Source organism: Gilliamella sp. B2911 (assembly GCF_026536965.1).
In the GTDB taxonomy this organism is placed as follows: Bacteria; Pseudomonadota; Gammaproteobacteria; order Enterobacterales; family Orbaceae; genus Gilliamella; species Gilliamella apicola_E.
Genome location: NZ_JAFNNA010000005.1, coordinates 139,316 through 161,751, shown reverse-complemented (window position 1 = coordinate 161,751; position 22,436 = coordinate 139,316). Strand labels below are relative to the sequence as shown.

Annotated in this window: 21 protein-coding genes; 9 read left to right on the top strand and 12 right to left on the bottom strand. The window is 34.5% G+C overall.

Annotated features, from left to right (window positions below; all coding sequences use genetic code 11):
* Positions 1 to 54: 54 nt before the first annotated feature.
* Both J3U27_RS06525 and J3U27_RS06520 read right to left on the bottom strand, forming a co-directional pair.
* A complete protein-coding gene (locus J3U27_RS06525) occupies positions 55 to 2,670 on the bottom strand; it encodes a J domain-containing protein (RefSeq protein WP_267377089.1) in 2,616 nt (871 codons plus the stop codon).
* Complete coding sequence (locus J3U27_RS06520) at positions 2,667 to 3,365, bottom strand: DUF1266 domain-containing protein (RefSeq protein WP_065563765.1); 699 nt, start codon at positions 3,363 to 3,365, stop codon at positions 2,667 to 2,669. The genes J3U27_RS06525 and J3U27_RS06520 overlap by 4 nt, the downstream gene beginning before the upstream one ends.
* Before the next feature lie 243 nt (positions 3,366 to 3,608).
* Between J3U27_RS06520 and dolP the strand changes: the two genes are divergently transcribed.
* Positions 3,609 to 4,181 carry a division/outer membrane stress-associated lipid-binding lipoprotein gene (dolP, locus tag J3U27_RS06515; protein WP_065734991.1) on the top strand — a complete coding sequence of 191 codons (573 nt, stop codon included), beginning with the start codon at positions 3,609 to 3,611 and terminating at the stop codon, positions 4,179 to 4,181.
* A 26-nt stretch (positions 4,182 to 4,207) separates the two neighbouring features.
* Here the strand turns inward: dolP and csdE are convergent, their stop codons facing one another.
* From csdE to J3U27_RS06490, 5 genes are all read right to left on the bottom strand, one after another.
* Positions 4,208 to 4,618 (bottom strand): cysteine desulfurase sulfur acceptor subunit CsdE, encoded by a 411-nt coding sequence (csdE, locus tag J3U27_RS06510; RefSeq protein WP_267377088.1) that lies wholly within the window; start codon positions 4,616 to 4,618, stop codon positions 4,208 to 4,210.
* Between the two features lie 52 nt (positions 4,619 to 4,670).
* Entirely contained in the window at positions 4,671 to 5,885 is a 1,215-nt protein-coding gene (gene csdA / locus J3U27_RS06505) for a cysteine desulfurase CsdA (RefSeq protein WP_267377087.1), read from the bottom strand.
* Positions 5,842 to 6,720 (bottom strand): U32 family peptidase, encoded by an 879-nt coding sequence (locus J3U27_RS06500; protein ID WP_267377086.1) that lies wholly within the window; start codon positions 6,718 to 6,720, stop codon positions 5,842 to 5,844. Before J3U27_RS06500 ends, csdA begins: the two co-directional genes overlap by 44 nt.
* Positions 6,721 to 6,840: 120 nt before the next feature.
* Complete coding sequence (gene ubiU / locus J3U27_RS06495) at positions 6,841 to 7,836, bottom strand: ubiquinone anaerobic biosynthesis protein UbiU (protein WP_065563761.1); 996 nt, start codon at positions 7,834 to 7,836, stop codon at positions 6,841 to 6,843.
* 349 nt (positions 7,837 to 8,185) lie between these two features.
* Complete coding sequence (locus J3U27_RS06490; protein ID WP_065563760.1) at positions 8,186 to 8,881, bottom strand: hypothetical protein; 696 nt, start codon at positions 8,879 to 8,881, stop codon at positions 8,186 to 8,188.
* A gap of 699 nt (positions 8,882 to 9,580) precedes the next feature.
* On the opposite strand from J3U27_RS06490, the gene suhB reads away from it, so the two are divergent.
* On the top strand, positions 9,581 to 10,384 hold the full coding sequence (suhB, locus tag J3U27_RS06485; protein WP_065734990.1) for an inositol-1-monophosphatase: 804 nt from the start codon (positions 9,581 to 9,583) through the stop codon (positions 10,382 to 10,384).
* Positions 10,385 to 10,458: 74 nt separating this feature from the next.
* Here suhB and J3U27_RS06480 read toward each other — a convergent pair whose 3' ends face one another.
* Positions 10,459 to 10,773: a winged helix-turn-helix transcriptional regulator gene (locus tag J3U27_RS06480; protein WP_416380545.1), complete on the bottom strand. Its 315-nt coding sequence runs from the start codon at positions 10,771 to 10,773 to the stop codon at positions 10,459 to 10,461.
* 198 nt (positions 10,774 to 10,971) lie between these two features.
* Here J3U27_RS06480 and J3U27_RS06475 point away from each other — a divergent pair, with 198 nt between their 5' ends.
* The gene (locus J3U27_RS06475) at positions 10,972 to 13,149 is read left to right on the top strand and encodes a heavy metal translocating P-type ATPase (protein WP_267377084.1); all 2,178 of its coding nucleotides are present in this window, start codon (positions 10,972 to 10,974) and stop codon (positions 13,147 to 13,149) included.
* 37 nt (positions 13,150 to 13,186) lie between these two features.
* Here J3U27_RS06475 and tilS read toward each other — a convergent pair whose 3' ends face one another.
* Together tilS and metC are read right to left on the bottom strand one after the other, a co-directional pair.
* Positions 13,187 to 14,494, bottom strand: coding sequence for a tRNA lysidine(34) synthetase TilS (gene tilS, locus J3U27_RS06470; RefSeq protein ID WP_267377083.1), 1,308 nt, complete (start codon positions 14,492 to 14,494; stop codon positions 13,187 to 13,189).
* An 11-nt stretch (positions 14,495 to 14,505) separates the two neighbouring features.
* Positions 14,506 to 15,723 (bottom strand): cystathionine beta-lyase, encoded by a 1,218-nt coding sequence (gene metC, locus J3U27_RS06465; protein WP_065734987.1) that lies wholly within the window; start codon positions 15,721 to 15,723, stop codon positions 14,506 to 14,508.
* Positions 15,724 to 15,820: 97 nt separating this feature from the next.
* Here metC and J3U27_RS06460 point away from each other — a divergent pair, with 97 nt between their 5' ends.
* Positions 15,821 to 16,438 carry a 4'-phosphopantetheinyl transferase family protein gene (locus J3U27_RS06460; RefSeq protein ID WP_267377082.1) on the top strand — a complete coding sequence of 206 codons (618 nt, stop codon included), beginning with the start codon at positions 15,821 to 15,823 and terminating at the stop codon, positions 16,436 to 16,438.
* Positions 16,439 to 16,506: 68 nt separating this feature from the next.
* Here the strand turns inward: J3U27_RS06460 and J3U27_RS06455 are convergent, their stop codons facing one another.
* Positions 16,507 to 17,280: a tyrosine-protein phosphatase gene (locus tag J3U27_RS06455; RefSeq protein WP_267377081.1), complete on the bottom strand. Its 774-nt coding sequence runs from the start codon at positions 17,278 to 17,280 to the stop codon at positions 16,507 to 16,509.
* Between the two features lie 101 nt (positions 17,281 to 17,381).
* Between J3U27_RS06455 and pepB the strand changes: the two genes are divergently transcribed.
* From pepB to J3U27_RS06440, 3 genes are all read left to right on the top strand, one after another.
* Positions 17,382 to 18,662, top strand: a complete 1,281-nt coding sequence (gene pepB, locus J3U27_RS06450) for an aminopeptidase PepB (RefSeq protein ID WP_267377080.1) — start codon at positions 17,382 to 17,384, stop codon at positions 18,660 to 18,662.
* A gap of 58 nt (positions 18,663 to 18,720) precedes the next feature.
* On the top strand, positions 18,721 to 19,314 hold the full coding sequence (locus J3U27_RS06445) for a tetratricopeptide repeat protein (protein ID WP_065734983.1): 594 nt from the start codon (positions 18,721 to 18,723) through the stop codon (positions 19,312 to 19,314).
* A 210-nt stretch (positions 19,315 to 19,524) separates the two neighbouring features.
* Positions 19,525 to 20,118, top strand: coding sequence for a tetratricopeptide repeat protein (locus J3U27_RS06440; protein WP_065734982.1), 594 nt, complete (start codon positions 19,525 to 19,527; stop codon positions 20,116 to 20,118).
* 82 nt (positions 20,119 to 20,200) lie between these two features.
* Here the strand turns inward: J3U27_RS06440 and J3U27_RS06435 are convergent, their stop codons facing one another.
* Positions 20,201 to 20,770, bottom strand: a complete 570-nt coding sequence (locus tag J3U27_RS06435) for a peptidylprolyl isomerase (protein ID WP_220225316.1) — start codon at positions 20,768 to 20,770, stop codon at positions 20,201 to 20,203.
* Between the two features lie 244 nt (positions 20,771 to 21,014).
* Between J3U27_RS06435 and J3U27_RS06430 the strand changes: the two genes are divergently transcribed.
* Entirely contained in the window at positions 21,015 to 21,686 is a 672-nt protein-coding gene (locus J3U27_RS06430; RefSeq protein WP_267377079.1) for a phosphoribosyltransferase family protein, read from the top strand.
* Between the two features lie 102 nt (positions 21,687 to 21,788).
* Positions 21,789 to 22,367 carry a Fe-S biogenesis protein NfuA gene (nfuA, locus tag J3U27_RS06425; RefSeq protein ID WP_065562971.1) on the top strand — a complete coding sequence of 193 codons (579 nt, stop codon included), beginning with the start codon at positions 21,789 to 21,791 and terminating at the stop codon, positions 22,365 to 22,367.
* Positions 22,368 to 22,436 lie beyond the last annotated feature (69 nt).

Sequence of the window (22,436 nt, the reverse complement as noted above, 5' to 3'; positions counted from 1 at the left end):
TATCTTTTCAAAGGGGATAGTACACAACGGAAATAGTATAAGCCGTATCTTTGCTTAGCTATCTAATGGTGGTCCATAGCGATTAGTTTGATTAATTGAGGGTGAGAAAATAGAAAGACGATATTTTCCGCTACTATATGCATCATTTGAACGTCGCCTAATTGCAAAAATAATATTAATTATAATTAATGCAAATAATATATAGTAAATCATATGATGAGATGATTTCACCCCACTTAACTTTATTATCAAAAAACTTAATATCGTGGTGACGCAACATATTTGATTATAAAAACCTTTGCCATTGGTTCGACCATTCCAACGCCATATTTGATGCGATTTATTTTTAGGCAGTGATTTTGCTTCAAGATTTTTTTGATTTTCAATATTTTTTGCTAGAAGCAGTGTAGAGCATAAACGTAATATTAGATCATTATCCGTATCACTTCTAATATTCTCCAATTTATTACTTTTATCATCATTAAAAATCATATTATCTTCAGATAAATTTTCATTAAGGGTTTTCAATTGGTTTAATAATTGATAAATATCACGATTTTTTTTCCTAAATGAGGAGGAGATTGATTGTTTGCTCTCAAATGCTTTAGCTAATTGTTGCAATGCTTCATCATCACCAGCTAATTTTTGTAAGATCTGATGTAACTCCTCTTTTTGATTCAGTTTATTTAAGATTATTGTATGGAGTAGCATTAAATATGCTGGTGAGTGGTTAGCTAATTTAGCTTGCCATAATTGATCTATATTTTGTTTGATATCGGTAAAATTAACATCCTCAGGTATATCAATAAAATATTCAATGGCATTAGGGTAATTACATAACATACTACTAGTTAGCTTGTTATTACAATCGATCAGATTATATAACTCAACTTCATTTTGCCATTCATTAGACTTAAAAGTATTTAGTAGTGGTGTGAGTTGATCATCATCAGGCAAATGAAATAACTGATTATTTTTCCTAATGAAATTTGCAGCCCTAAACGGCGAATTACCAATAGTCACGACCAATAGACAATGACGATACCATTGCCAATATGCATCTTTATTCTCAGTAATTAACTCGACTGGTAATTTGGGTAAATTATCTCGCCCTCTGAAATGAAAATATATTGGCCAGTCAAACATCTCCATATTGCGATAGTTAATATTTCTATATAAATTTAGTTTAGCTGTGTCTGGAATATCATCGAATCTATCTAGCCATAAACGACCAAATAAAACATATTCACCATTTTCATCTGGGTCAAACTTAGTTGGAATAATAGTATCATCATAATATAACCAAGCTTTAAATTCTTGGACTGGTGAAAGTTTTGTTAGCCATTCAAGGTGCTGTTTAGCCTGGCGTTGTAGATTTTGTAAGATAAATTGTTCAAATTGATCTTCAAAGTGATCATTTAAGATTGCATGTAATAATGTTTCATTACCGTGTCGTAACATAATTGCATGACGATATAAGCGATAAAAGCTACTGGTTCCATCATCATGTAATAATGTATATAACACTTGGCGATAATTCCAATTAATATCAGTTGCCCATCTAATAACATTAGCAATTTCTTCTGGGTAATCTTCTATTTTTAATTTAAATAATCGCGAGTTTGTAGATGTAGTAAGCTGGGGTATCGCATATAAATATTTATTATCAGTTTCAGCGGGTAGACAATGTGATTGATTAAGTGCAAGGAGCAGTAAAGGTAAATAATTTTGATGGTTTTTGGTACACCACTCAATTAACCAAATAGTAGCTTGCTCTTGATATTGTGGTAAATGATATAACTCTAACCAAAATTGAAAGGCATTTTCTTCATCTTCAAGTAAAGAATATTGTATTGCTGCAACAACTTTCCATTGATTAGCTTCATCTTGATTGGAATTAGCGATGCGAGTTAAAGCATACTCTAATAAACTTTTATTTTTCACTTTAGCAAAGCTATGCCAATTAGCTAAATCTTCCATCAATTCCTGGTTATTGGGTAAGTAAATCACAGTATGAATAGAAAAATACTTATTTAATTCCTTATAAGGTTTATCCCAAAAAATCCATTGCGCATTACGCACATAATTGATAGTTTCATTTTGTACTGCTTTATTATTTTTAGGTAGGCAGTTATAGTCAAACAAATCACCTCGTTCAATGTGATCGAAAAAATTCTCGTACATTTCAATTTTATCAGGATAGTGATCCATCACTTGTTGGCGCCAACGTAAATTTTCTGCCAATATTTTTACGCAATTAAGTGATATGGTTAATGTATCATAACTGATATCTAACATTTTCCATTTGGCAATATCTAATACAGACATTGGGTAATCAAAAAAGGAGGCAATAAACTTTTGCCATTCATCAACATCATTGCAGCGAGCAGGATCATCTAGTAAAGCTTGATAATTATCGCAGATCTCTTTGACTTGGCGTTCTTCTTCGGTAATGCTTACTTCCTCTTGCTCTTGATTGGACTGTTCATCTGTTTCTTCTGGTGACTTTGCGTATTGCATCGCCAATTCATAAGCTTCCCGTAAAGCTTTAAAGCCTACTGGATCTGTTTCGGGGTGATATTGCGGAAGTTTTGCCCGATAAGCATTACGAATTTCTGTTATATCAATGGTTTTATCAATACCCAATAATTGCCAAAAATTATTATTCATGACCAAGCATACTCCATTAAAGATTGTGGTTTTTCTATTTCTTCAAGTTCGATATACCAAGGTAAGTGATGATAGGGGGAGTCTTCATTGGAATATAACTTGGACATAGTCCAATTACGCGATGAGCGACATAATTCGCAACGTAGCTGCTCTAAATCTTCTTTATTGGATAATGATTCCCAATATTGATACCCAATAAACCATCCTGAAAAATAGCTTTGCCAAGATGAATAATAGTGCTGAGCTCGTAGCGCTATTCTATAAAAAATCCATAGTGCTTCATCTTCAGTAATGAACATATTGCTGGTGCCATTGCGTAATAGATAGCCCATTCTTGCATAATCAAAGCTACGTATGCCACCAACACCACACTCGGAATAGGTTTTTTCTACATATTCAATTAAGACTTTATCGTAATCGCAGTGTTTTTCAATATATTTAAGCCAATGAGGAGCGGTTAATCTTGGGTACATAAAATAGTGTTTAGATAAAGCCGGCGCATGACCATCATCAACCATATCAAAAATCATTGATAATAGGCTTTCTCGAGAGTCAATGCCCCAGTCTTTTTTCATATCAGTATAATTTCGTTCTGGATAAAAATAAGGTGAGGTATAACTTGCGCCTTCTTCTTTATTTAATGCAACCATTGGTGCAGATAATCCAAATAACCAATCGATACAATCTTGATGCATAGCTTAACTCTGTTAATGTTTATTATTAATCTGTGTAAAAAGATAGCAGATTTTATAGAAAAATAAATGTTTGTTTTAACAAGTAGAGTAATTGCTTTCTTGAGATATGTTAATTAAAAATAATCAAATAACTTTTACATTTCAGAATAATAAAATTATTTTGCAAATCATTATCTACAAGGCATAATAAAAAGAATTTATCAGTATTTGAATTTTACTGAGCTGTAAATAAAAGGAGTAATAATGAAAAAAATTGTCTTAGTTGCTGTATTAGTATCGGGTGCTTTAATGCTACAAGGTTGTGTCGCGGCTGTTATTGGTGTCGGCGCTGGCGCTACAGCAAAAGTTGCAACCGATCCACGTACTACTGGAACGCAAGTTGATGATACAACGCTCAATACCAGAATGAATAATAAGCTAAGCGAAAATGGTCCTTTCTTTATAGGCTCTCGTATTTCTTCAAGTACCTATGATGGCAATATTATTTTAACTGGCCAAGCGAATGCAGAACAAATTGAAAAGGCTGAACGTCTTGCATATCAAGTTGAAGGTGTGAAGAAAGTTTACAACCAAATTCGTTCAGGTGAGCCTGTCGGTGCTGGAACTATCAGTAATGATATGTGGATAACAACAAAAGTTAAATCACAACTTGTCATGAATTCCAAAACAAAAGCACGTAATATCAAAGTGGTAACTGAAAATAGCGAAGTGTTTTTAATTGGCATTGTTACCAGTGAAGAAGGGCAAGAAGCCGCTAATGTTGCAAGTAAAGTTGCTGGCGTGAAGAAAGTCGTTACATTATTCACCCAACGCTAATCATAAATAGTTAAAAAAAGGAGAATTTATTCTCCTTTTTTTACATCATTAGTTAACAATTTAATTCGTTCAATTATTTTATCTAGTCCTTGCTGCCTGGATTGACTCAATTCATCAATAATTTTTAACTGATTTAATATCGCGTGAAAATCAAGAGCCTTAATTTGTTCTGCATTTTTATTATTGGCAATCGTAATTAAAACGGCGAGTAATCCTTTAACAATTCGACCTTCGCTGTCACCTTGAAAAATAAATGAATCATCAGGTTGTTTTTTGACTGTTAACCATACTCGATTTTCACAGCCATCAATCTGATTAGCTTCAGTTTTTTGGTCATCAGGAAACGCTGGTAATTGCTTTGATAAAGCAATTAATTGCCGATAACGATCTTGCCAGTTATGTTGCTTAGAAAATAGTTCAAATAGTGGTGATAACATAATAAAACCAGTTAGTAATTAGAGATAAAAGATAAGCGATTAGCGTAAAATCCTAAGTTAATACCTCAATAGCATTTTTCAGTGCTGTAACAAAACTATCAATGTCTTGCTGATTATTATATGGCATTATTGAAATGCGAATAACCCCATGACAGCCAAGTTTATCCATCAACGGCTTTGCACATAATCCACCTGTTCGAATTGCTATGTTTTGTTCACTTAATAAAATAGCGATATCATTATGATGAATGTTATGCATATTAAAGCTAATTATTGGACTATTCTTAACACTGTAGAATTGGATATGGTTCAATTCACTTAATTTTGATTCAGCGTAATTTGCCAATTGTGTTATATAACAATTTAATTGTGCTTCATCCCATTTTTTTAGCCAATCTAATGTTGCTTTAAAACCAAGTATTCCTGCAATATTTTGGGTACCAGCTTCGAATTTATAAGGCAAATCTTCGACTTCAAAATCTGAAAATGTTGTATTTTTCAACATTTTACCGCCACCTTGCCAAACGTCCATTTGTTCTAATAAATGTTGTTTTCCATATAGAACGCCAAGCCCCGTTGGGCCATATAACTTATGGGCAGAAAAAGCGTAAAAATCGATATCTAGCTTTTCAACATCAATTGGCTGATGAACAACACCTTGTGCACCATCTACCACTAAAATGGCATTATGCTGATGGACTAATTGACTAATTTTAACTAAATCTGGGCAAAAGCCAGTAACATTAGACATCTGGGTTATGGCCACAATTTTAGTTTTGGGTGATAGTAATGATGAAAGTTCATTAACATCGGCAGTCCACTTAATTACCTTTGCACCAGTTTGTTTGGCTACGATTAGCCAAGGTAATAGGTTGCTATGGTGCTCTAATTCGCTGACAATTATTTCATCATCGGCCTGTAGTAAAGGTCTCGCATAACTTTGCGCAATTATATTTATAGATTCGGTGGTTCCACGAGTCCAAACAATTTGATGGCTTGATTGACTATGAATAAACTTAGCCACACTTTGCCGAGCTTCACTAATCGCTGTGGTAACTTTTAGTGCATCTTGGTGTAAACTGCGCTGTGCGGTTGCGGTATTATGTGCATAATATTCAACCGTTGTATCAATCATAGTTTGCGGTTTTAACGCAGTAGCAGCCGAATCAAGATAAACAGAGTGATTTAGAGCAGGGAAATCTGCTCTAAATTTTTCAGGTAGTTTATTGTGTAAGTTCAAGTCCAGCAATCCCATTCCAATAACCATTACAGTCTCGTTTATGTTCAATATGTAATGGGTTTGTACCGTCTTCATTGGCTTTAAATTGTTTAACTACATCAAGCGTTTCAATACCAAGTGGTGAAATACGCACAATATCGACTAACCCTTTCATATCTTTCAGATTATTACCTAAATTGTAACAATAACCACTTTGGGTTTGAATGCCATTTAGTACAAACACCTTTTGTTGTTCTTGAGAAAACACTTCTCGTCCTACAGGATATTTTATACAACAGGTTTCACATTTATCTTTTGGTCTATCTTCTGATCTGGCTGTAAAACAACGAGCAGAATAAGCTAATGGTAAATAACCATAACTAAACACTTCAACCTCAAATTTACGATCAATTTTTAAAGAATCAAATTGGTTGAGAACATTATTTAACCAATCACGAGATAGTTCTACGGGCATACACCACCGTACCATACCTTGTTTTTGTAATAATTTTAGCGTAAATGCGTTGTAACAGTTAATCGCTGGGCCAGCGACGAAAGGTACTTTATTATCGTGGGCAATATTAATGGCAGCCAAATCATTAGCTTCAACTAAAAAGTCACCATTATTTACTAATTGTCTTAAATCGTTCAGTTCTGATGGCGCTTCCAGTAATGCAAGGGTAGAGAGTACTACTTGTTTACCAGACTTAGCAATTTCTTTGGCTAAATCTAACCAATTAGGTACTTTCATTTCACGGCGTTTGGTGCATACCGTTTCGCCCATATAAATAATATCAGCTTCGCTATCTTTAGCGGCTTGATAAAAAGATTCAGTTTTAATTTTAGGCCAATAATAAAGCACTGGTCCTAATGCATATTTCATAGTTTTGCTCACTATATTTAAATTCTTGAATAGTCAATTGGCTAGCACATTAATATTGAAAACTACTAAGATTATTATATGTTTATTTTATTTTAAAATTTCAATATCAATGCTGGCCAATTATTGCCATTTACGGTGATAAGCACCTAAAGTTGTTTGTGTTCCTTCTGAAACAGAGCCCAAGGTATCCATCCAATTCTTTTCAGCTTGGAATGCTTGTGGATTCGCTTTATAGCGATCAATAGCTTGTCTCCATACTTTTGTGACTTGTTCTACATAAGCTGGACTGCGTTGCCTTCCTTCAATTTTAACGGAAGCGATATTTGCAGCAAAAAGCTCCGGTAATAGTTCAATTGTATTTAAACTAGTTGGCTCTTCAATTGGATGATAAAGTGTATTTCCAACAAAATAACGTCCCTTACAAAGTGTAGGATACCCAGCATTTTCACCTTGTTTATGACAATCAATTAAAACATTGTTGAGTCTTGATTCAAGCCCTTTATCCGTCTCTTCCCAACGGACAAATTTTGCAGGAGAGCAAGCGCCAACAGTATTTGGCGATTCACCTGTTAGGTATGAAGATAAATAACAGCGACCTTCCGCCATAATACATAAACTACCAAACGCAAAAACCTCTAAAGGCACGGGTGATACTTGTGATAACTGTTTAACTTGATGCATAGATAACACACGAGGTAAAACAATACGATGCACCTGAAAGTTATTATAATAAAACTTAATTGACTCTTCATTGGTTGATGACGCTTGCACCGAGACATGACGTTCAAGGTTCGGATACTTCTCAGCAGCATAATCAAGCATCGCTAAATCAGCAATGATTAAAGCATCAGCACCAATGTTAGCCGCAGTATCAACAGCATATTGCCATCGCTCAAAGTTTTCAGGATGAGCAAAGGTATTAATAGCTATATGTAATTTTTTACCGCGCTTGTGAACATAATCTGATGCTTCAACAAGTCGCTTTTCATTAAAATTTAAACCAGCAAAATGGCGAGCATTGGTATCATCTTTTAAACCAATATAGACAGCATCAGCTCCATTATCAATCGCCACTTTTAGGGATGGTAATGAGCCAGCGGGGCAAAGAAGTTCCATAATTATTCCTAACTTAAGTTCGGTATTTTATACGTCATATATTATGCAATAATTCCTAATTTAATGCGACTAATAAGCGAATTCCCAGACAAAAAAACATGTAACTTTATTTTTAATTTAAGTGTATGTATTAAATGATATTTTTACTAAAGCAAATGATTATGATTAATAATCATATTGAATTCAAACGGTAATAGTTAATATATGATAATTTACGATGTGATGAATAAAAAACCAGATATTTATAATTTAAATTTCTGGTTTTTATAATCAAAAAAGAATTTTATAACCGATTAATTAAAATCAATCTTTTATATGGTTAGCATACTATATTGCTAATAATTAATTCTTATTTAAAAGCATCTTCAAGTTGTATGAAATTTTTTTCTGAATTTAATTGAGTTATACAATTATTAATTAATTTTGAAGTAATATTTTGGACCAACTGATAGTTATTACTTTCCCATGCATCAAAAGTTTTGGTTTTATCATCTAGCGGTAAACTATCGCTAGAACAAGTAAAAGTAAATCCATTGGTTTTAATGAATGTTTGGTAAATAAAATTGTATTTATTATCAGTTATACCATCATAAATTAGTTTAAATTTATAAGGTTGAATAGTTATGGTGTGTTCTTTTTGTTTGTTGGCTTTTATTTTTTTTAATATTGTATATAACTGAGGTTTTAAAAGCTCCATGGTTTTATTTGGTACTGAATTTACATAACTACCTTTTAAATCTGTTTTTGAAAAAGTATTTACATTTCCACCAAGGTTACCAAAAAATGCAGTGGCAAATTGAACCATTTTTACTCCAACAGCTTGTGCTGTATCACCTCGGGTAACAACGTTTAAATAATTATTAGTATCATTAATTACCTGCCCATTAATGGCATTTTCAGTTATTACATTAATATTCGTGCCATTATTTAAGGTAATTACTTCTGTTTCTACAATCTTTGTTCTTGGTAATGATTCTCTATTTCCAGAACATCCAAATAATATGAACAAACTACAACTTAATAAAGCGTATTTAAAAATTTTCATAATTTTATGTTTCCTTTTGTATATTTTTATTTCATCAAATTATTTTTTATCTCCATAAATAATAAGTTAATATTTGAAGCATCTTTATTATTGTATTGAATATGACATTTGTCTAGATTTTGTTCATTATATTTCTGAAGAACATATTAGTGTGCTAGCTAAAGCAATTTAATTTGTGAGGGGTTTTATTTTTCAAAGAGCGCTAATCTTTTTTCCATATTCCGTTAATTCTTTATCTTTCCAGTTTCATTTTACCCAAGCTAGATAAGCTTTTCGTCTAGCTTTAAAACATTTAGGTTTTATGCAAATAATGTGCTTCTTTAAATGGGGAGGGGCTTAGTTTACAAGATGAGAAAGTCTAAACTTAAAATATGCATTTTCATTCGAAAACTTCACAATTTGATATTTACACAGGTATTACACAAAATTTATAGTTTTATATTAAATCTATTAAATTCAAGTAAGTATGTTAAATTCATTAAATAGTATAATTATAACTTTTATCATTAAATTTTGTTTTTATATTACGCATCAGCTTATTTATTGCTTAGATTTTTACTTTTGCGATTTCAAATCTAGATCCCAACATAATCTGGCAATAAATCGATAAAACCTTTATACTATGCCCTAAATTTTAGTATAACTTTGTAAGTTTGCTAAATTAACCCGTTCTTTAACATCATCAATTGGAAGAAAATTATGCATCCGATGCTTAATATTGCTATTCGTGCTGCTCGTAAAGCAGGTAATGTTGCCATTAAGGCCTATGAAAATCCTAGTTCAATCGAAATTGATACTAAAGGTGCTAATGATTTTGCGACTAATGCAGATCGTGCCGCTGAAGCTTTGATTATCGAAACAATCAAAAAAGCTTATCCAGATCATACTATTATTGCCGAAGAAAGTGGCCTTGCTAAAGGTAGTGATGCTGATACGCAATGGATAATTGACCCAATTGATGGTACTACAAATTTTATTAAAAATATTCCACATTTCGCTGTGTCTATAGCTGCTCGTGTCAAAGGTAAAACCGAAGTGGCGGTCGTTTATAATCCAATGAGTAATGAGTTGTTTACTGCTGCACGTGGTAAAGGTGCTCAACTAAATGGTTATCGTATTCGTGTAAGTAATGCTAAAGATTTAGAAGGTAGTGTGCTTGCAACAGCTTTCCCTTTTAAAGCGAAACAACATAGTGATAGTTATTTTGCGGTTTTACAAAAGTTATTTACTAAATGTGGTGATTTCCGTCGTACTGGCTCAGCTGCGTTAGATTTAGCTTATGTTGCATCAGGGCGTTTAGATGGTTTTTTTGAAATTGGTTTAAAACCATGGGATATTGCTGCTGGTGAATTGATTTTACGTGAAGCTGGTGGTGTGGTTACCGACTTTGCTGGCGGTAATAATTATATGGTTTCTGGTAATATTGTTGCAGGGAATCCGAAAATTGTTAAAGATTTGCTGGTGACGACTCAAAACGATTGGCCAGAAAAATTGCGTAATTAATTTTAATTTCTTTCTTTAAATGCAGGGATGTATTGTCCCTGTATCTATACTTGTCATTAACCACAAACAGTAATTTATTGATCTAATACGGTCATTGAACAATTAACTTGTAAGCCTTGATTATTTAAATAGTCACTGCCCCATAAATACATTGATTCAAGTACTGGTTTTATACTTTTGCCAAAATTAGTTAAAGAATATTCAACTTTAGGTGGTACCACCGGAAAAACCTGTCGATGAATTAAGCCATTTGATTCAAGTTCGCGTAGTTGTTGGGTTAGCATTTTAGCTGTGGCCGTTGGAATTTCTTTGTGTAACTCAGAAAATCTCATGGCGCTTTTGGACATCAATTTCCATAGTATTAGCGATTTATATTTACCACCAATCATATTAATTGTGACATCAACTGGGCAATAGGTAATTGTCTGGTCTTGTTTTTCACAATGGGGGTTGATAATCGAATTATTTTTCACTTGGTTATCTTTACAGTATCTTTTTGGGTAGTATATATCAAAAAGGTGCATTCTTGTTAAAAAGATAATTAATACTACAATATCTACCATACCTAAAATCAAGGAATGCCTCAAATGAAAACTATCGAATATAATTTTTTTGTTGAAGAGATGAGCTGCGCATCATGTGTTAGCCGTGTAGAAAAAGCATTAAGAAAGATTGATGGTGTGATTGATGTTAGTGTAAACCTTGCAACTGAAAAGGCCACCGTTAAGGCTAATGCTGATGTTAAATTAGAAACTTTAATGGCAGCAGTTGATAAAGCTGGTTACCATGCAGTGAAGATTTCCGAGCCGGAAATTCACGCTAAAGACGTGAGTAAGCAAGCATCAGTTTGGCCGATTATTATTTCGGTTATATTTGCACTTCCTTTTGTTTTGCCGATGTTACTTGAATTATTTGGAATTCATTGGATGATGCCCGCTTGGCTGCAATTAGTGATTGCTTCTATTGTACAATTTGGACTTGGCGCTAAATTTTATCGTAGTGGTTTTAATGCAGCTAAAGCATTGTCTGGGAATATGGATTTACTTGTTGCAATTGGTACCAGCGCTGCTTATGGACTTTCTCTTTATCAGCTTATTATTGGTCATGCCGATCACCTCTATTTTGAGTCATCAGTGGTTATTATTACCTTGATCTTGATTGGTAAATGGTTAGAGTCAAGGGCCAAACATCAAACGACCCAAGCGATTGAGGCACTTTCTGCGCTTCGCCCTGAAGTAGCATTAGTTCGACAAGGGGAACAAGAGGTGAGTTTGCCAATAAGTCAGGTTAAGGTTAATGATGTGGTGGTCATTAAACCCGGTGAGCGAATACCCGTTGATGGTATTGTTCTTGAAGGCGCATCAAGTTGTGATGAGTCTATGTTGACTGGGGAAAGTTTTCCGGTTACTAAAACACTCAATAGTACCGTAACCGGTGGAACTATAAATGGTGAAGGACTATTAATTGTAAAAACAACCGCTATTCAAGCTGATTCTATGTTGTCTAAGATTATTGCTATGGTTGAGTCAGCCCAAGCGAAAAAAGCACCAATTCAGCGTATTGTGGATCGGATTAGTGCTATTTTTGTACCCGTCATTTTATTGATTGCTTTAATTACACTGCTTGCTTGGGGCTTTATTTCTCATGATTGGCAGCAAGCTTTACTTCATGCGGTTGCGGTGTTAGTGATTGCTTGCCCATGCGCGCTAGGGTTAGCAACGCCAACAGCTATAATGGTTGGTACGGGGGTTGCTGCTCGTCATGGTATTTTGATTAAAGATGCCGAAGCACTTGAGACCTTACACAATATTAATACTGTAGCATTTGATAAAACTGGCACATTAACAATCGGTAAACCAGAGTTAGTTGAACTAGATGTGCTGGGCATGGAAACAGCCGATCAAATTCTTTCTGTTGCAGCATCTATGCAAGCAGGTAGTGAACACCCACTAGCTAAAGCAATATTAGCTAAGGCTAAATCCTACAGTTATGCACAAAATATTACATCAATCGCGGGTTCAGGAGTGATGGCAACGATTGATAGCCATGAATATTATTTAGGCAGTCTGCGTTGGATGAAAACGTTAAATGCCTATTTTGTAGATATGCAGGATAAAGTTAATGAGCTTACGCAAAAAGGTTACACAATCTCATTTTTAGCCAAACAGCAATCAGAAAATAGTATTGTGATATTAGCCATATTCGGTTTTTCTGATGTTATTAAGCCTGAAGCGAAAAGTGCTATTGATGCATTACGTCAATTAAAGGTAAATACGGTTATGTTAACCGGTGACAATCAACAAGCTGCTAATTATGTAGGACAGCAATTAAATTTAGATAAAGTTATTGCTGAAGTTTTGCCTCAAGATAAAGCAAACTATATTTATCAATTACAAAAAGATAGCCAAAGTAATAGTAAAGTTGCCATGGTTGGTGATGGTATCAATGACGCACCGGCTTTAGCTGCCGCTGATATTGGTATTGCAATGGGGACGGGAACTGATGTGGCAATGCATACAGCCAGTATCACTTTAATGCGTGGCAATCTATTTTTAATTGCCGATGCTATCGATATTTCTCGAAGAACTTATAATAAAATTAAACAAAACCTATTTTGGGCGTTTTTCTACAATTTAATTGGCATCCCTCTCGCTGCTTTAGGCTTTTTAAATCCAATGATAGCCGGTGCAGCAATGGCACTGAGCAGTGTGAGTGTGGTGACAAATGCGTTGTTGTTGAAACGATGGAAAGCTCGTTCTGAATAATTTGATATTTTGTAAATTGAGGAGACGGATTGTCTCCTTATTTTTTATTTATAAGGTTAAACCCAACTTGTGATCCTTTACCTTGCTCAGTAACAAATACCCCAACTGCGGTAATGAGTTGTTCATTATAATAAATTAAGGGAATACGCGTGCGCATCCATGGTGGAATATGATGCTCTTGCCACAATTTTTTTATCGAGCGCGATCCCGGGCGTTGAACAATTTGAAATTGCCCTTGAGCATGAAATCGGACTGATACGGTTTCATCATTTTGTGGTAAACGACAAATTAAATCGGTTTGGTAATTGGGCTGCAATATACCTAAATTATCCGGCAACGTTAGCGAAGCGGTTAAATCCCAAGGTAAAATTTGTTGCTCAGTATCTTGATACAAAGGTAACAAATAGAGCTGATTTTGATATCGGCGAATTTGCCAATTATGCAAAATAAATCGCGGATTAGCATCTTGTTTAGCTTGAATAACCGTTTGCCAAATTAGTGAAAGTTGCTTTTGGCTTGGCATTCCAATATGTTGCTCTTTGAACCACATTCGCAATATTGCATTACGTTTATATTCTGAATAATCATATAATGGTTGAAGGTTAAGTTGCTTCTTATCACCAATAATGTTTTTAAATTCTGGAAATAAAATTTCATGTATTAATGCTTCTTGCTGTTGGCATAACTCTGCACTGCGAGCGACCATTTGTGAAAAATGAGGCCAACGATGATTAAGTGTTGGTAGAACATTTAAACGTAAAAAGTTGCGATCATAATGATCATCTTGATTACTTTCGTCCTCTATCCAACTTAATTGGTGTTGATTGGCATATTGCTCAATTTCTTGACGTGAAATTGTGAGTAATGGTCGAAGGTGTTGACCATTTTCAAGTGGCATACTTGATAATCCCGCTGGACCACTGCCACGTTTTAAGGCTAGAAAAAAAGTTTCACTCTGATCATCAAGATGCTGAGCAGTACATAAAAATTCATTATTTTTTAAATGTTGATAAATGGCTTGATAACGGGCTTCTCTAGCTTGTTCTTCAATATTGCCTGCTGTTTTATCAAGTTTGACTTTTTCAATAATCAAAGGGACTTGCCAAACTAGGCATTGTTGTTTGCAATGTTCAGCCCAATTATCGGCATTTTGACTCAAACCATGATGGATATAAATTGCTCTGAGTTGTAAATTTTGCAACTGTCGCTTTAAATTGACTAATGCTTGCATTAAAACGGTTGAATCGACCCCACCACTAAAAGCGACTAGTAGCGATTGCCGACCGTTTAGATGTTGTAAAATAGTTTGTTCAATCACATTGTCGCTCTTTGTTTGATGACCCATCTGCTATCCATTTATACTAAACTTTGTAATGCATTAACCTTGTTTTTATGTAGTTTGATTCTATCCAAACCAGCAGCCAAATCGGCAATTAAATCATCAGGATCTTCAAGACCGATATGTAATCGGATTAACGTACCAGTGAAATCAATGCCGGATATTGGTCGTATTTTTGCCAGATCTTCGGGCTGGTTGGCCAATATCAGTGATTCGAATCCACCCCATGAATATGCCATTGAAAAGTGAGTCATATTATCTAAGAAATCAGATAATTGCACTTCGCTTAAATGATCGTTAAGTACAAAGGAAAATAGACCACTGGCGCCACTAAAATCACGTTTAAAAAACTCATGTCCTTTACAACTCTCAAGTGCTGGATGATTAACGGTTGCCACTTTGGGGTGATTAGCTAACCAATTTGCCACTTTTATACTGCTTTCATGATGTTGTTTTAATCTAACGGCTAAAGTTCGCAATCCTCGTGCTGCCATATAAGCGGTATCTGCATCACACATTTGCCCCATTAAATAAGAACGTTCACGTAATTTATCCCAACAGCGTTGATTGGCAACAGCCGTTCCTAACATGGCATCTGAGTGACCAATTAAATACTTAGTACCGGCTTGAATTGAGATATCAACATCATGCTCTAATGCTTTAAATAAAACACCTGCTCCCCATGTATTATCCATCATAATCACAATTTCTGGATTCACGCTGCGGATTGCTTTAACAATTGCAGGCACATCATGCAATTCCATGGTAATTGAACTTGGTGATTCAAGAAATACCACTTTAGTATTCGGTTTTATATATTTAGTAATATATCGACCAATGAGTGGCGGGAAATAATCGGTTTCCACTCCAAAATCTTTAAGTATATGCTCGCAAAATTCTTGGGTTGGTTCGTAACTGGCTTCTGATACCAGAATATGATCTCCTGCTTTTACAAAAGCTAAAATGGCATTTGCAATTGCTGCTGCTCCACAAGGATATAGATAACAGCCTGCTCCTCCCTCTATTTCTACCATGGCATCTTGCAAAGCAAAATGAGTTAAAGTGCCACGACGACCGTAAAATAGAGCCCCTTTAGTACGATTTTCCATTGCTTCTTTTTTTGCTTTGATTGAATCAAAAACTAGCGATGAAGCTCGCTGAATAACGGAATTGACTGCACCTTGGGTATAGCGTTTTTTTCGACCAGCATGAACTAATTTTGTTTGTAATGACATGATGCATCCTTAGTGATCTGATAAATTTCGATAACAGTTAGCATAGCATGCTGTTAAAATAGTAAAAAATAATTTTTGTTTAAACTGGCTTACACACATGGTAATTGTCAAACTTGCCCATTTAGATTCGGTGGAATTAAATTATTCTCTGTTATCACCACAAGTGATTAATGATGCGGAATCGTTAAATGGAACACGTAAAAAACAGTTTTTAGCTTGCCGTTCAATATTAGCGAGTTTGCTTAAACAGTATTGCCATATTGATACTTTGCCGACGATGATAATTGCCGACAATAATCGCCCAGGCTTTTTAGATAGTCATCTTCCTGATTTTAATATCAGCCATAGCCAAGATTGGGTAGCAGTTGCAATTTCGCTTAATGGTAAAGTTGGGCTCGATATTGAAGTTTCTCGACAACGTCAAAATTATCTGAATGTTGCCAAAAGTTTTTTTGCTAATGATGAATATCAATGGATGTTAGCGCAGAGTGATACTTTAAACGCGTTTTGGCAACTTTGGACATTAAAAGAATCGGCACTTAAACTATATGCCAAAGGGGTTTGGCAAATGAAATTGGTAAAAGTAGATATTGAAAACCAATTAATTAGCGCGCCGTTTGGTCAGCATTTTTATTATCATTATCAACAACAGGCACCAGTTCATCTTGCTGTAAATCATGATAAACCTATCACAAATTTTGTCTTACAATCTTAATGCATTAGCAATTACTTACTGACAGCTTTTTGATAAACGTAAGGTGGCTGTCCAAACATTAAGCTAATTTAAATCAAATAAATATCTTGAAGAATTTTTCTGTTTTTATCGTCCAATTGATATTCTTTTGCTAACCAATTATCGATAGTGTCATAACGTTTTTTTATTTCCTCAATAGCTGCGGTTAAAAACTCTTTTTTAGCCGCAAAGATGATCTTATGTTTTTCAAGTTCTTCTGGCGATAATTTACTTTTATTTTCGCTAAGTACGGCTTCACGATAGTCGTTTAAATAGCGTTCGGTAAGCAAATAATCTTGCATAACAATTTCTTCACTCACACCTAATGCAAATAAGGTTAAAGCGACACCGATACCAGTTCTATCTTTACCTACAGCACAGTGTTGGACTAAAGGTCTTCCGTTAGCATTAAGTAATAGTGATGTTAACTTTTTATACGCGAGATTATTAAAAGGTAACAATTGATAAAGCTTAACCATAAAATCAAACGGTGAGTATTTTTTTAACACAAAAATATCCTTACCTTGTTCACTCGTTAAACTTGCCGTAAATTCATCACTTAATGGATTGGCAGGGATATTAATATATTGGCTATTGTTCCAAAGATTATCTGGATGACGATCGATTTCATGTTGATCGCGATAATCTAGGACATAATGTAAATTAAGCTCATCAGATAAAAAATCTTTTTCATCATCATTTAGGCGTGAAAACTCACCTGAACGATACAACATTCCAGTTCGAATTTGGCGACCGTCACTAGTTTTAATTCCACCTAAGTCACGAAAATTAATTCCATTTTTGATCGGTACAACTGATGTCATTATAGGTCCTTATTTATGCTTAACTTTGCTTGCTATATTAGCATGTTTCTGATTAGAATTGATTCATTGTTTTCGCATTATTATTGCTTGAGGAATTTATTATGTCGATGTTATCTATATTACTTTCGGAAAAACCTGCTCCATCAAAGTGGGGTAAAGATGCATTACTCAGTTTTTCAGAAGATGCTGTTATTATTCATTATCGACCTGAGCATCGGCATGGTGCTATTCAACGAGCTGCACGAAAACTAGATAATCAAGGTATTAGATCGGTTAAATTGAGTGGTGACAATTGGGATTTAGAGTCATGTTGGCATTTTTGGATGGGTTATCGTAATGCCAAGAATAATAATAAAATCAGTTGGCCAAAGCTAAGTAATAAAGATAAACAAGAACTAAAAAATCGCTTAGCCATTATTGATTGGTGTCGAGACATTGTTAATCAACAAGCGGAAACATTAAGCCCTTTCGAACTGGCAACGCAAAGTGCAAACTTAATTAGCCATTATTCCTCTGATGTAGCTTATAACATTATTTCAGGTGAAGCATTAAAAGAGCAAGATTATATGGGGATCTACACAGTTGGCAAAGGGTCTCAACGACCGGCTGCCTTGCTTGAGCTTGATTATAATCCTACTAAAAATCCTAAAGCACCAATCATTGCTTGCTTAGTTGGCAAAGGAATTACTTTTGATTCAGGTGGATATAGCTTAAAACCAAGTAGTTTTATGGAATCAATGCGATCGGATATGGGGGGAGCAGCATTGGTGACAGGGGCTCTAGCCCTTGCGATTGCACGTGGAGTTAAACACCGTATCAAACTTTATTTATGCTGTGCAGATAATTTGGTAAGTGGTAACGCTTTCAAACTTGGCGATATCATTCGTTATCGTAATGGTAAAACAGTGGAAGTTGATAATACCGATGCCGAAGGGCGTTTGGTTTTGGCTGATGGATTAATTAGTGCTGATAATGATAACCCCAATTATATCATTGATTGTGCAACCCTTACTGGGGCAGCAAAGATTGCTGTAGGTAATGATTATCAATCATTACTTTCATTTGATGACAAATTTGCTAATCAGTTATTAGCAAGTAGTCAAGCTGAACATGAAGCCTTTTGGCGATTACCATTAGCTGATTTTCATCGAGCCCAATTCCCATCTTCGTTTGCAGATATGGCAAATTCTGGATTACCGAACACCGCTGGTGCAAGTACAGCAGCGGCATTTTTATCCTATTTTATTAAAAATTATAAAAAAAATTGGCTCCACATTGACTGTTCAGCAACCTTTCGTAAAAGCGCAACCGCATTATGGGCAACAGGTGCAACAGGTATTGGTATAAGAACACTTGCTAATTTATTAAGCAAATTGTATTAAATTGTAATAAAATTGAATCGCTAAATTATTTATAAATATATAAGGAATGAGGAATAGTATGAAAAAGTTATTAACACTGATACCCCTTTTATTTTCAGTTTCTGTCTATGCAAGTGATTGTAAAACAGAATTTGAAAAAGAAAATTTTGAAAAAGCTTTTGAGGCATGTACAAAAGAAGCACCGAATGGTGATTCTGTTGCACAGTTTTATTTAGGGGTTATGTATGATAAAGGCGAAGGTACTGAAGAAGATAAACAAAAAGCTTTTAATTGGTACTCTAAAAGTGCTGAACAAGGTGACTCTGATGCGCAATTTAATTTAGCGGTTCTGTATGATGATGGCGAGGGTGTAGAGCAAGATAAAGAAAAAGCTGTATTGTGGTATACAAAATCGGCAGAACAAGGTGATGCCGATGCTCAGCATAATTTAGCTATTATGTATGATGAAGGTGATGGTATAGCTCAAGACAAGAAAAAGGCAGCATTTTGGTATAAAAAAGCAGCAGATCAGGGCAAAGCTGAATCAATGAATAATTTAGCTGTTATGTACTATGAGGGCGAAGGTGTTGAAAAAGATAAAGCTTTAGCCAAAAAGTATCTAAAACAAGCTTGTTCATTGGGGCTACAAATTGCTTGTGATAATACTTTGTAGAAATAATTAAATAAATTAGAAAAACTATCTTCAATATGAAGATAGTTTTACACAAAAGCATTTATTTCAATTAATTGAAAAGCGTTTGATTATCTTTAATCTTGATAATTAAAGGTGAATTTAAGAATTATTTATAATATTTATCAATAATTTTATAGGTACTAAATTTCTAATTAAGCTATTGTTGATTATAGTGAAATAAGGAAAGCCATGAAAAAAATATTATGGATTATATTATTATTTTTTCCCGCCGTTCACGCTAGCCTGTGCGAACTAAATTTTCATAAAATAAATTTTGAAAAGTTTTTCGCTCAATGTCATCAAGAAGCAGAACAAAATAACCCTAATGCTCAATTCAATTTAGCACTTGTATATGATGAGGGTAAAGGCGTTGGGCAAGATAAACAAAAAGCAGCTTATTGGTATACTAAAGCGGCAGAACTAGGTCACCTTGAAGCCCAATTCAATTTAGCGCAGATGTATTATCAAGGCGATGGAATTGAGCAGGATAAACAAAAAACTCTTTTTTGGTACACTAAAGCTGCAGAACAAGGTTACTTAAATGCTCAAAACAATTTAGCAGCTATGTATTTTAATGGTGAAGGAACCGAAGCGGATAAACAAAAGGCATTTTTCTGGTTTGAAAAAGCGGCAGCACAAGGTAATCCTTTTTCACAGTACAATGTCGCTATCATGTACTATAATGGTAACGGAGTGGAGCAAAATAGATCGTTAGCTAAAGAGTATTTCAAGCAGTCTTGTGATCAAGCTTTTCAAAAGGCTTGTGACGAATTAGAAAAATAATACTATTATTTGATGATTTGAGAAAAACCACCTTAAATCATTAAGATGGTTTGCATGAAATATTTATTGGTTTTAAATAAACTTATTGTTTATCTTCAACAACTGTAACTTTTTTAATATAAACTGGCTCAACAGGCACATTTTGATGTGGTCCCATACGTTTAGTTGGTACATTCACAATTTTATCAACAATATCCATTCCTTTGGTGACTTTTCCAAAAACAGCATAGCCATATTTTTCTGGTCCTTGGTAGTTGAGGAAATCGTTATTCACAACATTAATGAAGAATTGGCTAGTTGCGCTATCTACAGCATTGGTTCTTGCCATTGCGATAGTTCCACGATCATTTTTTAAGCCATTATTAGCTTCATTTTTGATGGGTTGTTTAGTTTCTTTAAATTTTAATTGATCATCAGCACCACCACCTTGAATCATAAATCCAGGAATGACACGATGGAATGTTAGATTTTCGTAATAACCACTATTAGCATAATCAAGAAAGTTTTTCGTAGTGATTGGAGCATGTTCGCTATCTAACTCAACTTCAATATCGCCCATGCTGGTTTGAATTAATACTTTAGTATCAGCCAAAGTAATGGTTGAAAAGAGGGTTAATAATATTCCTATAAATAACACTTTGATTTTTTTCATTTTATGAATCCTTATTATTATATTGCCGGCAAATTATACCTAATATTGGTTTAATTGAAATCATAAATATGCAAAATCAATTAAAATTTTGTGTGGTAAATCGCAATATTTTTCTAAACCAGTAAAAAATGACTTATATTCACTATAATCCAGAATATTATTAAATTGATATTCTTCTTTATGACTATTTTTAATCCATTAATTAGCTCAAAAACCCCGTTCCTCAACTTTTTTATGAATGATGATGCGATGTATTTTATGTAATATGCCTTTGGTGCTATCTCACCATGGAATTTGCAGTCAATGTATAGAAAACTTACCGAAGCTTAATAAAGTTTGCCATCAATGCTGCCTTCCTCACTCATTATCAACAAATGAATGTTATCGATGCCGAGAGAAAAGACCTTATTGGGATGAAATGGTGGCTGTAACAGGCTATATCGATCCATTAAAAAAATTAATTCAACATTTAAAATTTCATAATAAAATCGAATTAACCAACGCATTAGCTAGGTTAATGTTTTTAGCCTGGTATCAACGTCGATTAAGTGATGGTCTTGCTAAACCTGACATTGTGACTTGTGTCCCTTTACACCATTTTCGTTATTGGTCTAGAGGTTTTAATCAAGCGGCATTATTGGCTAAGCCAATAGCTAGATGGTTAAATCGAGAATTTAAGCCTTACCTATTGTCGCGAAAATTTGCAACTCGCGATCAGAAGAACCTATCGCTTAAGCAAAGAATGAGTAATGTAGAAACACTTTTTCGATGTCACTCTGATTTAACCAATCAATCGGTAATGCTTATTGATGATATTGTTACTACCGGTAATACGATAAATGTTATTAGCCAGCAATTAAAAGAGAGTGGTGCCGCTTATGTGCAGGTAGTTTGTTTGTGTCGGACCGTCTTGTAAAATCCAAAACACCCCCTATAATAACCAAGAGAGTAAGTCAACTATTATCGATGATGTTGAGGATTATCAATGTCAATCGTGTCAAAGTGAGGGATTATGTCTATTATTACCATTTCTGAATCAGCTCAACAACATTTTAAAAAATTGCTTGCTAATCAGCCTGATGGTACTCAAATTCGGGTTTTTGTTATTAATCCTGGCACGCCATCTGCTGAATGTGGGGTTTCCTATTGTCCGGCAGATACTGTTGAAGATGGTGATATCGAAGAAGAACAACAAGCAGGTTTTTCTGTTTATATCGATGAAATTAGTGCACCTTTTTTAGAAGAAACCGTGATTGATTATGTGACAGATGAATTAGGTTCACAGTTAACTTTAAAAGCGCCAAATTCAAAAATGAAAAAGGTTGCGGATGATGCCCCATTAATTGAGCGCGTTAATTATGTTATTCAAGCTCAGGTTAATCCTCAATTAGCTAGTCATGGCGGCCATGTTAGCTTAGTGGAATTGACTGAAGATAATTATGCTATATTGCAATTTGGTGGTGGTTGTAATGGTTGTTCAATGGTTGATTTTACTTTAAAAGAGGGTATTGAGAAGCAATTGCTTGCGGAATTCCCTGAATTAGCAGGCGTTAAAGATATTACTGAACATCAAGCGGGAAGCCATTCTTATTGTTAAAAATTTTTCGATTTAAATCTTGCTTATTGCTGGGATTAAGTCATAATCGCATGATGTCTGCCAATTCAC

Bases quoted from the DNA above. Each gene is read 5' to 3' on its own strand.
- J3U27_RS06525 (WP_267377089.1), bottom strand. From the start codon at position 2,670: ATGAATAATAATTTTTGGCAATTATTGGGTATTGATAAAACCATTGAT.
- J3U27_RS06520 (WP_065563765.1), bottom strand. From the start codon at position 3,365: ATGCATCAAGATTGTATCGATTGGTTATTTGGATTATCTGCACCAATG.
- dolP (WP_065734991.1), top strand. From the start codon at position 3,609: ATGAAAAAAATTGTCTTAGTTGCTGTATTAGTATCGGGTGCTTTAATG.
- csdE (WP_267377088.1), bottom strand. From the start codon at position 4,618: ATGTTATCACCACTATTTGAACTATTTTCTAAGCAACATAACTGGCAA.
- csdA (WP_267377087.1), bottom strand. From the start codon at position 5,885: ATGGTTATTGGAATGGGATTGCTGGACTTGAACTTACACAATAAACTA.
- J3U27_RS06500 (WP_267377086.1), bottom strand. From the start codon at position 6,720: ATGAAATATGCATTAGGACCAGTGCTTTATTATTGGCCTAAAATTAAA.
- ubiU (WP_065563761.1), bottom strand. From the start codon at position 7,836: ATGGAACTTCTTTGCCCCGCTGGCTCATTACCATCCCTAAAAGTGGCG.
- J3U27_RS06490 (WP_065563760.1), bottom strand. From the start codon at position 8,881: ATGAAAATTTTTAAATACGCTTTATTAAGTTGTAGTTTGTTCATATTA.
- suhB (WP_065734990.1), top strand. From the start codon at position 9,581: ATGCATCCGATGCTTAATATTGCTATTCGTGCTGCTCGTAAAGCAGGT.
- J3U27_RS06480 (WP_416380545.1), bottom strand. From the start codon at position 10,773: ATGATTGGTGGTAAATATAAATCGCTAATACTATGGAAATTGATGTCC.
- J3U27_RS06475 (WP_267377084.1), top strand. From the start codon at position 10,972: ATGAAAACTATCGAATATAATTTTTTTGTTGAAGAGATGAGCTGCGCA.
- tilS (WP_267377083.1), bottom strand. From the start codon at position 14,494: ATGGGTCATCAAACAAAGAGCGACAATGTGATTGAACAAACTATTTTA.
- metC (WP_065734987.1), bottom strand. From the start codon at position 15,723: ATGTCATTACAAACAAAATTAGTTCATGCTGGTCGAAAAAAACGCTAT.
- J3U27_RS06460 (WP_267377082.1), top strand. From the start codon at position 15,821: ATGGTAATTGTCAAACTTGCCCATTTAGATTCGGTGGAATTAAATTAT.
- J3U27_RS06455 (WP_267377081.1), bottom strand. From the start codon at position 17,280: ATGACATCAGTTGTACCGATCAAAAATGGAATTAATTTTCGTGACTTA.
- pepB (WP_267377080.1), top strand. From the start codon at position 17,382: ATGTCGATGTTATCTATATTACTTTCGGAAAAACCTGCTCCATCAAAG.
- J3U27_RS06445 (WP_065734983.1), top strand. From the start codon at position 18,721: ATGAAAAAGTTATTAACACTGATACCCCTTTTATTTTCAGTTTCTGTC.
- J3U27_RS06440 (WP_065734982.1), top strand. From the start codon at position 19,525: ATGAAAAAAATATTATGGATTATATTATTATTTTTTCCCGCCGTTCAC.
- J3U27_RS06435 (WP_220225316.1), bottom strand. From the start codon at position 20,770: ATGAAAAAAATCAAAGTGTTATTTATAGGAATATTATTAACCCTCTTT.
- J3U27_RS06430 (WP_267377079.1), top strand. From the start codon at position 21,015: ATGCGATGTATTTTATGTAATATGCCTTTGGTGCTATCTCACCATGGA.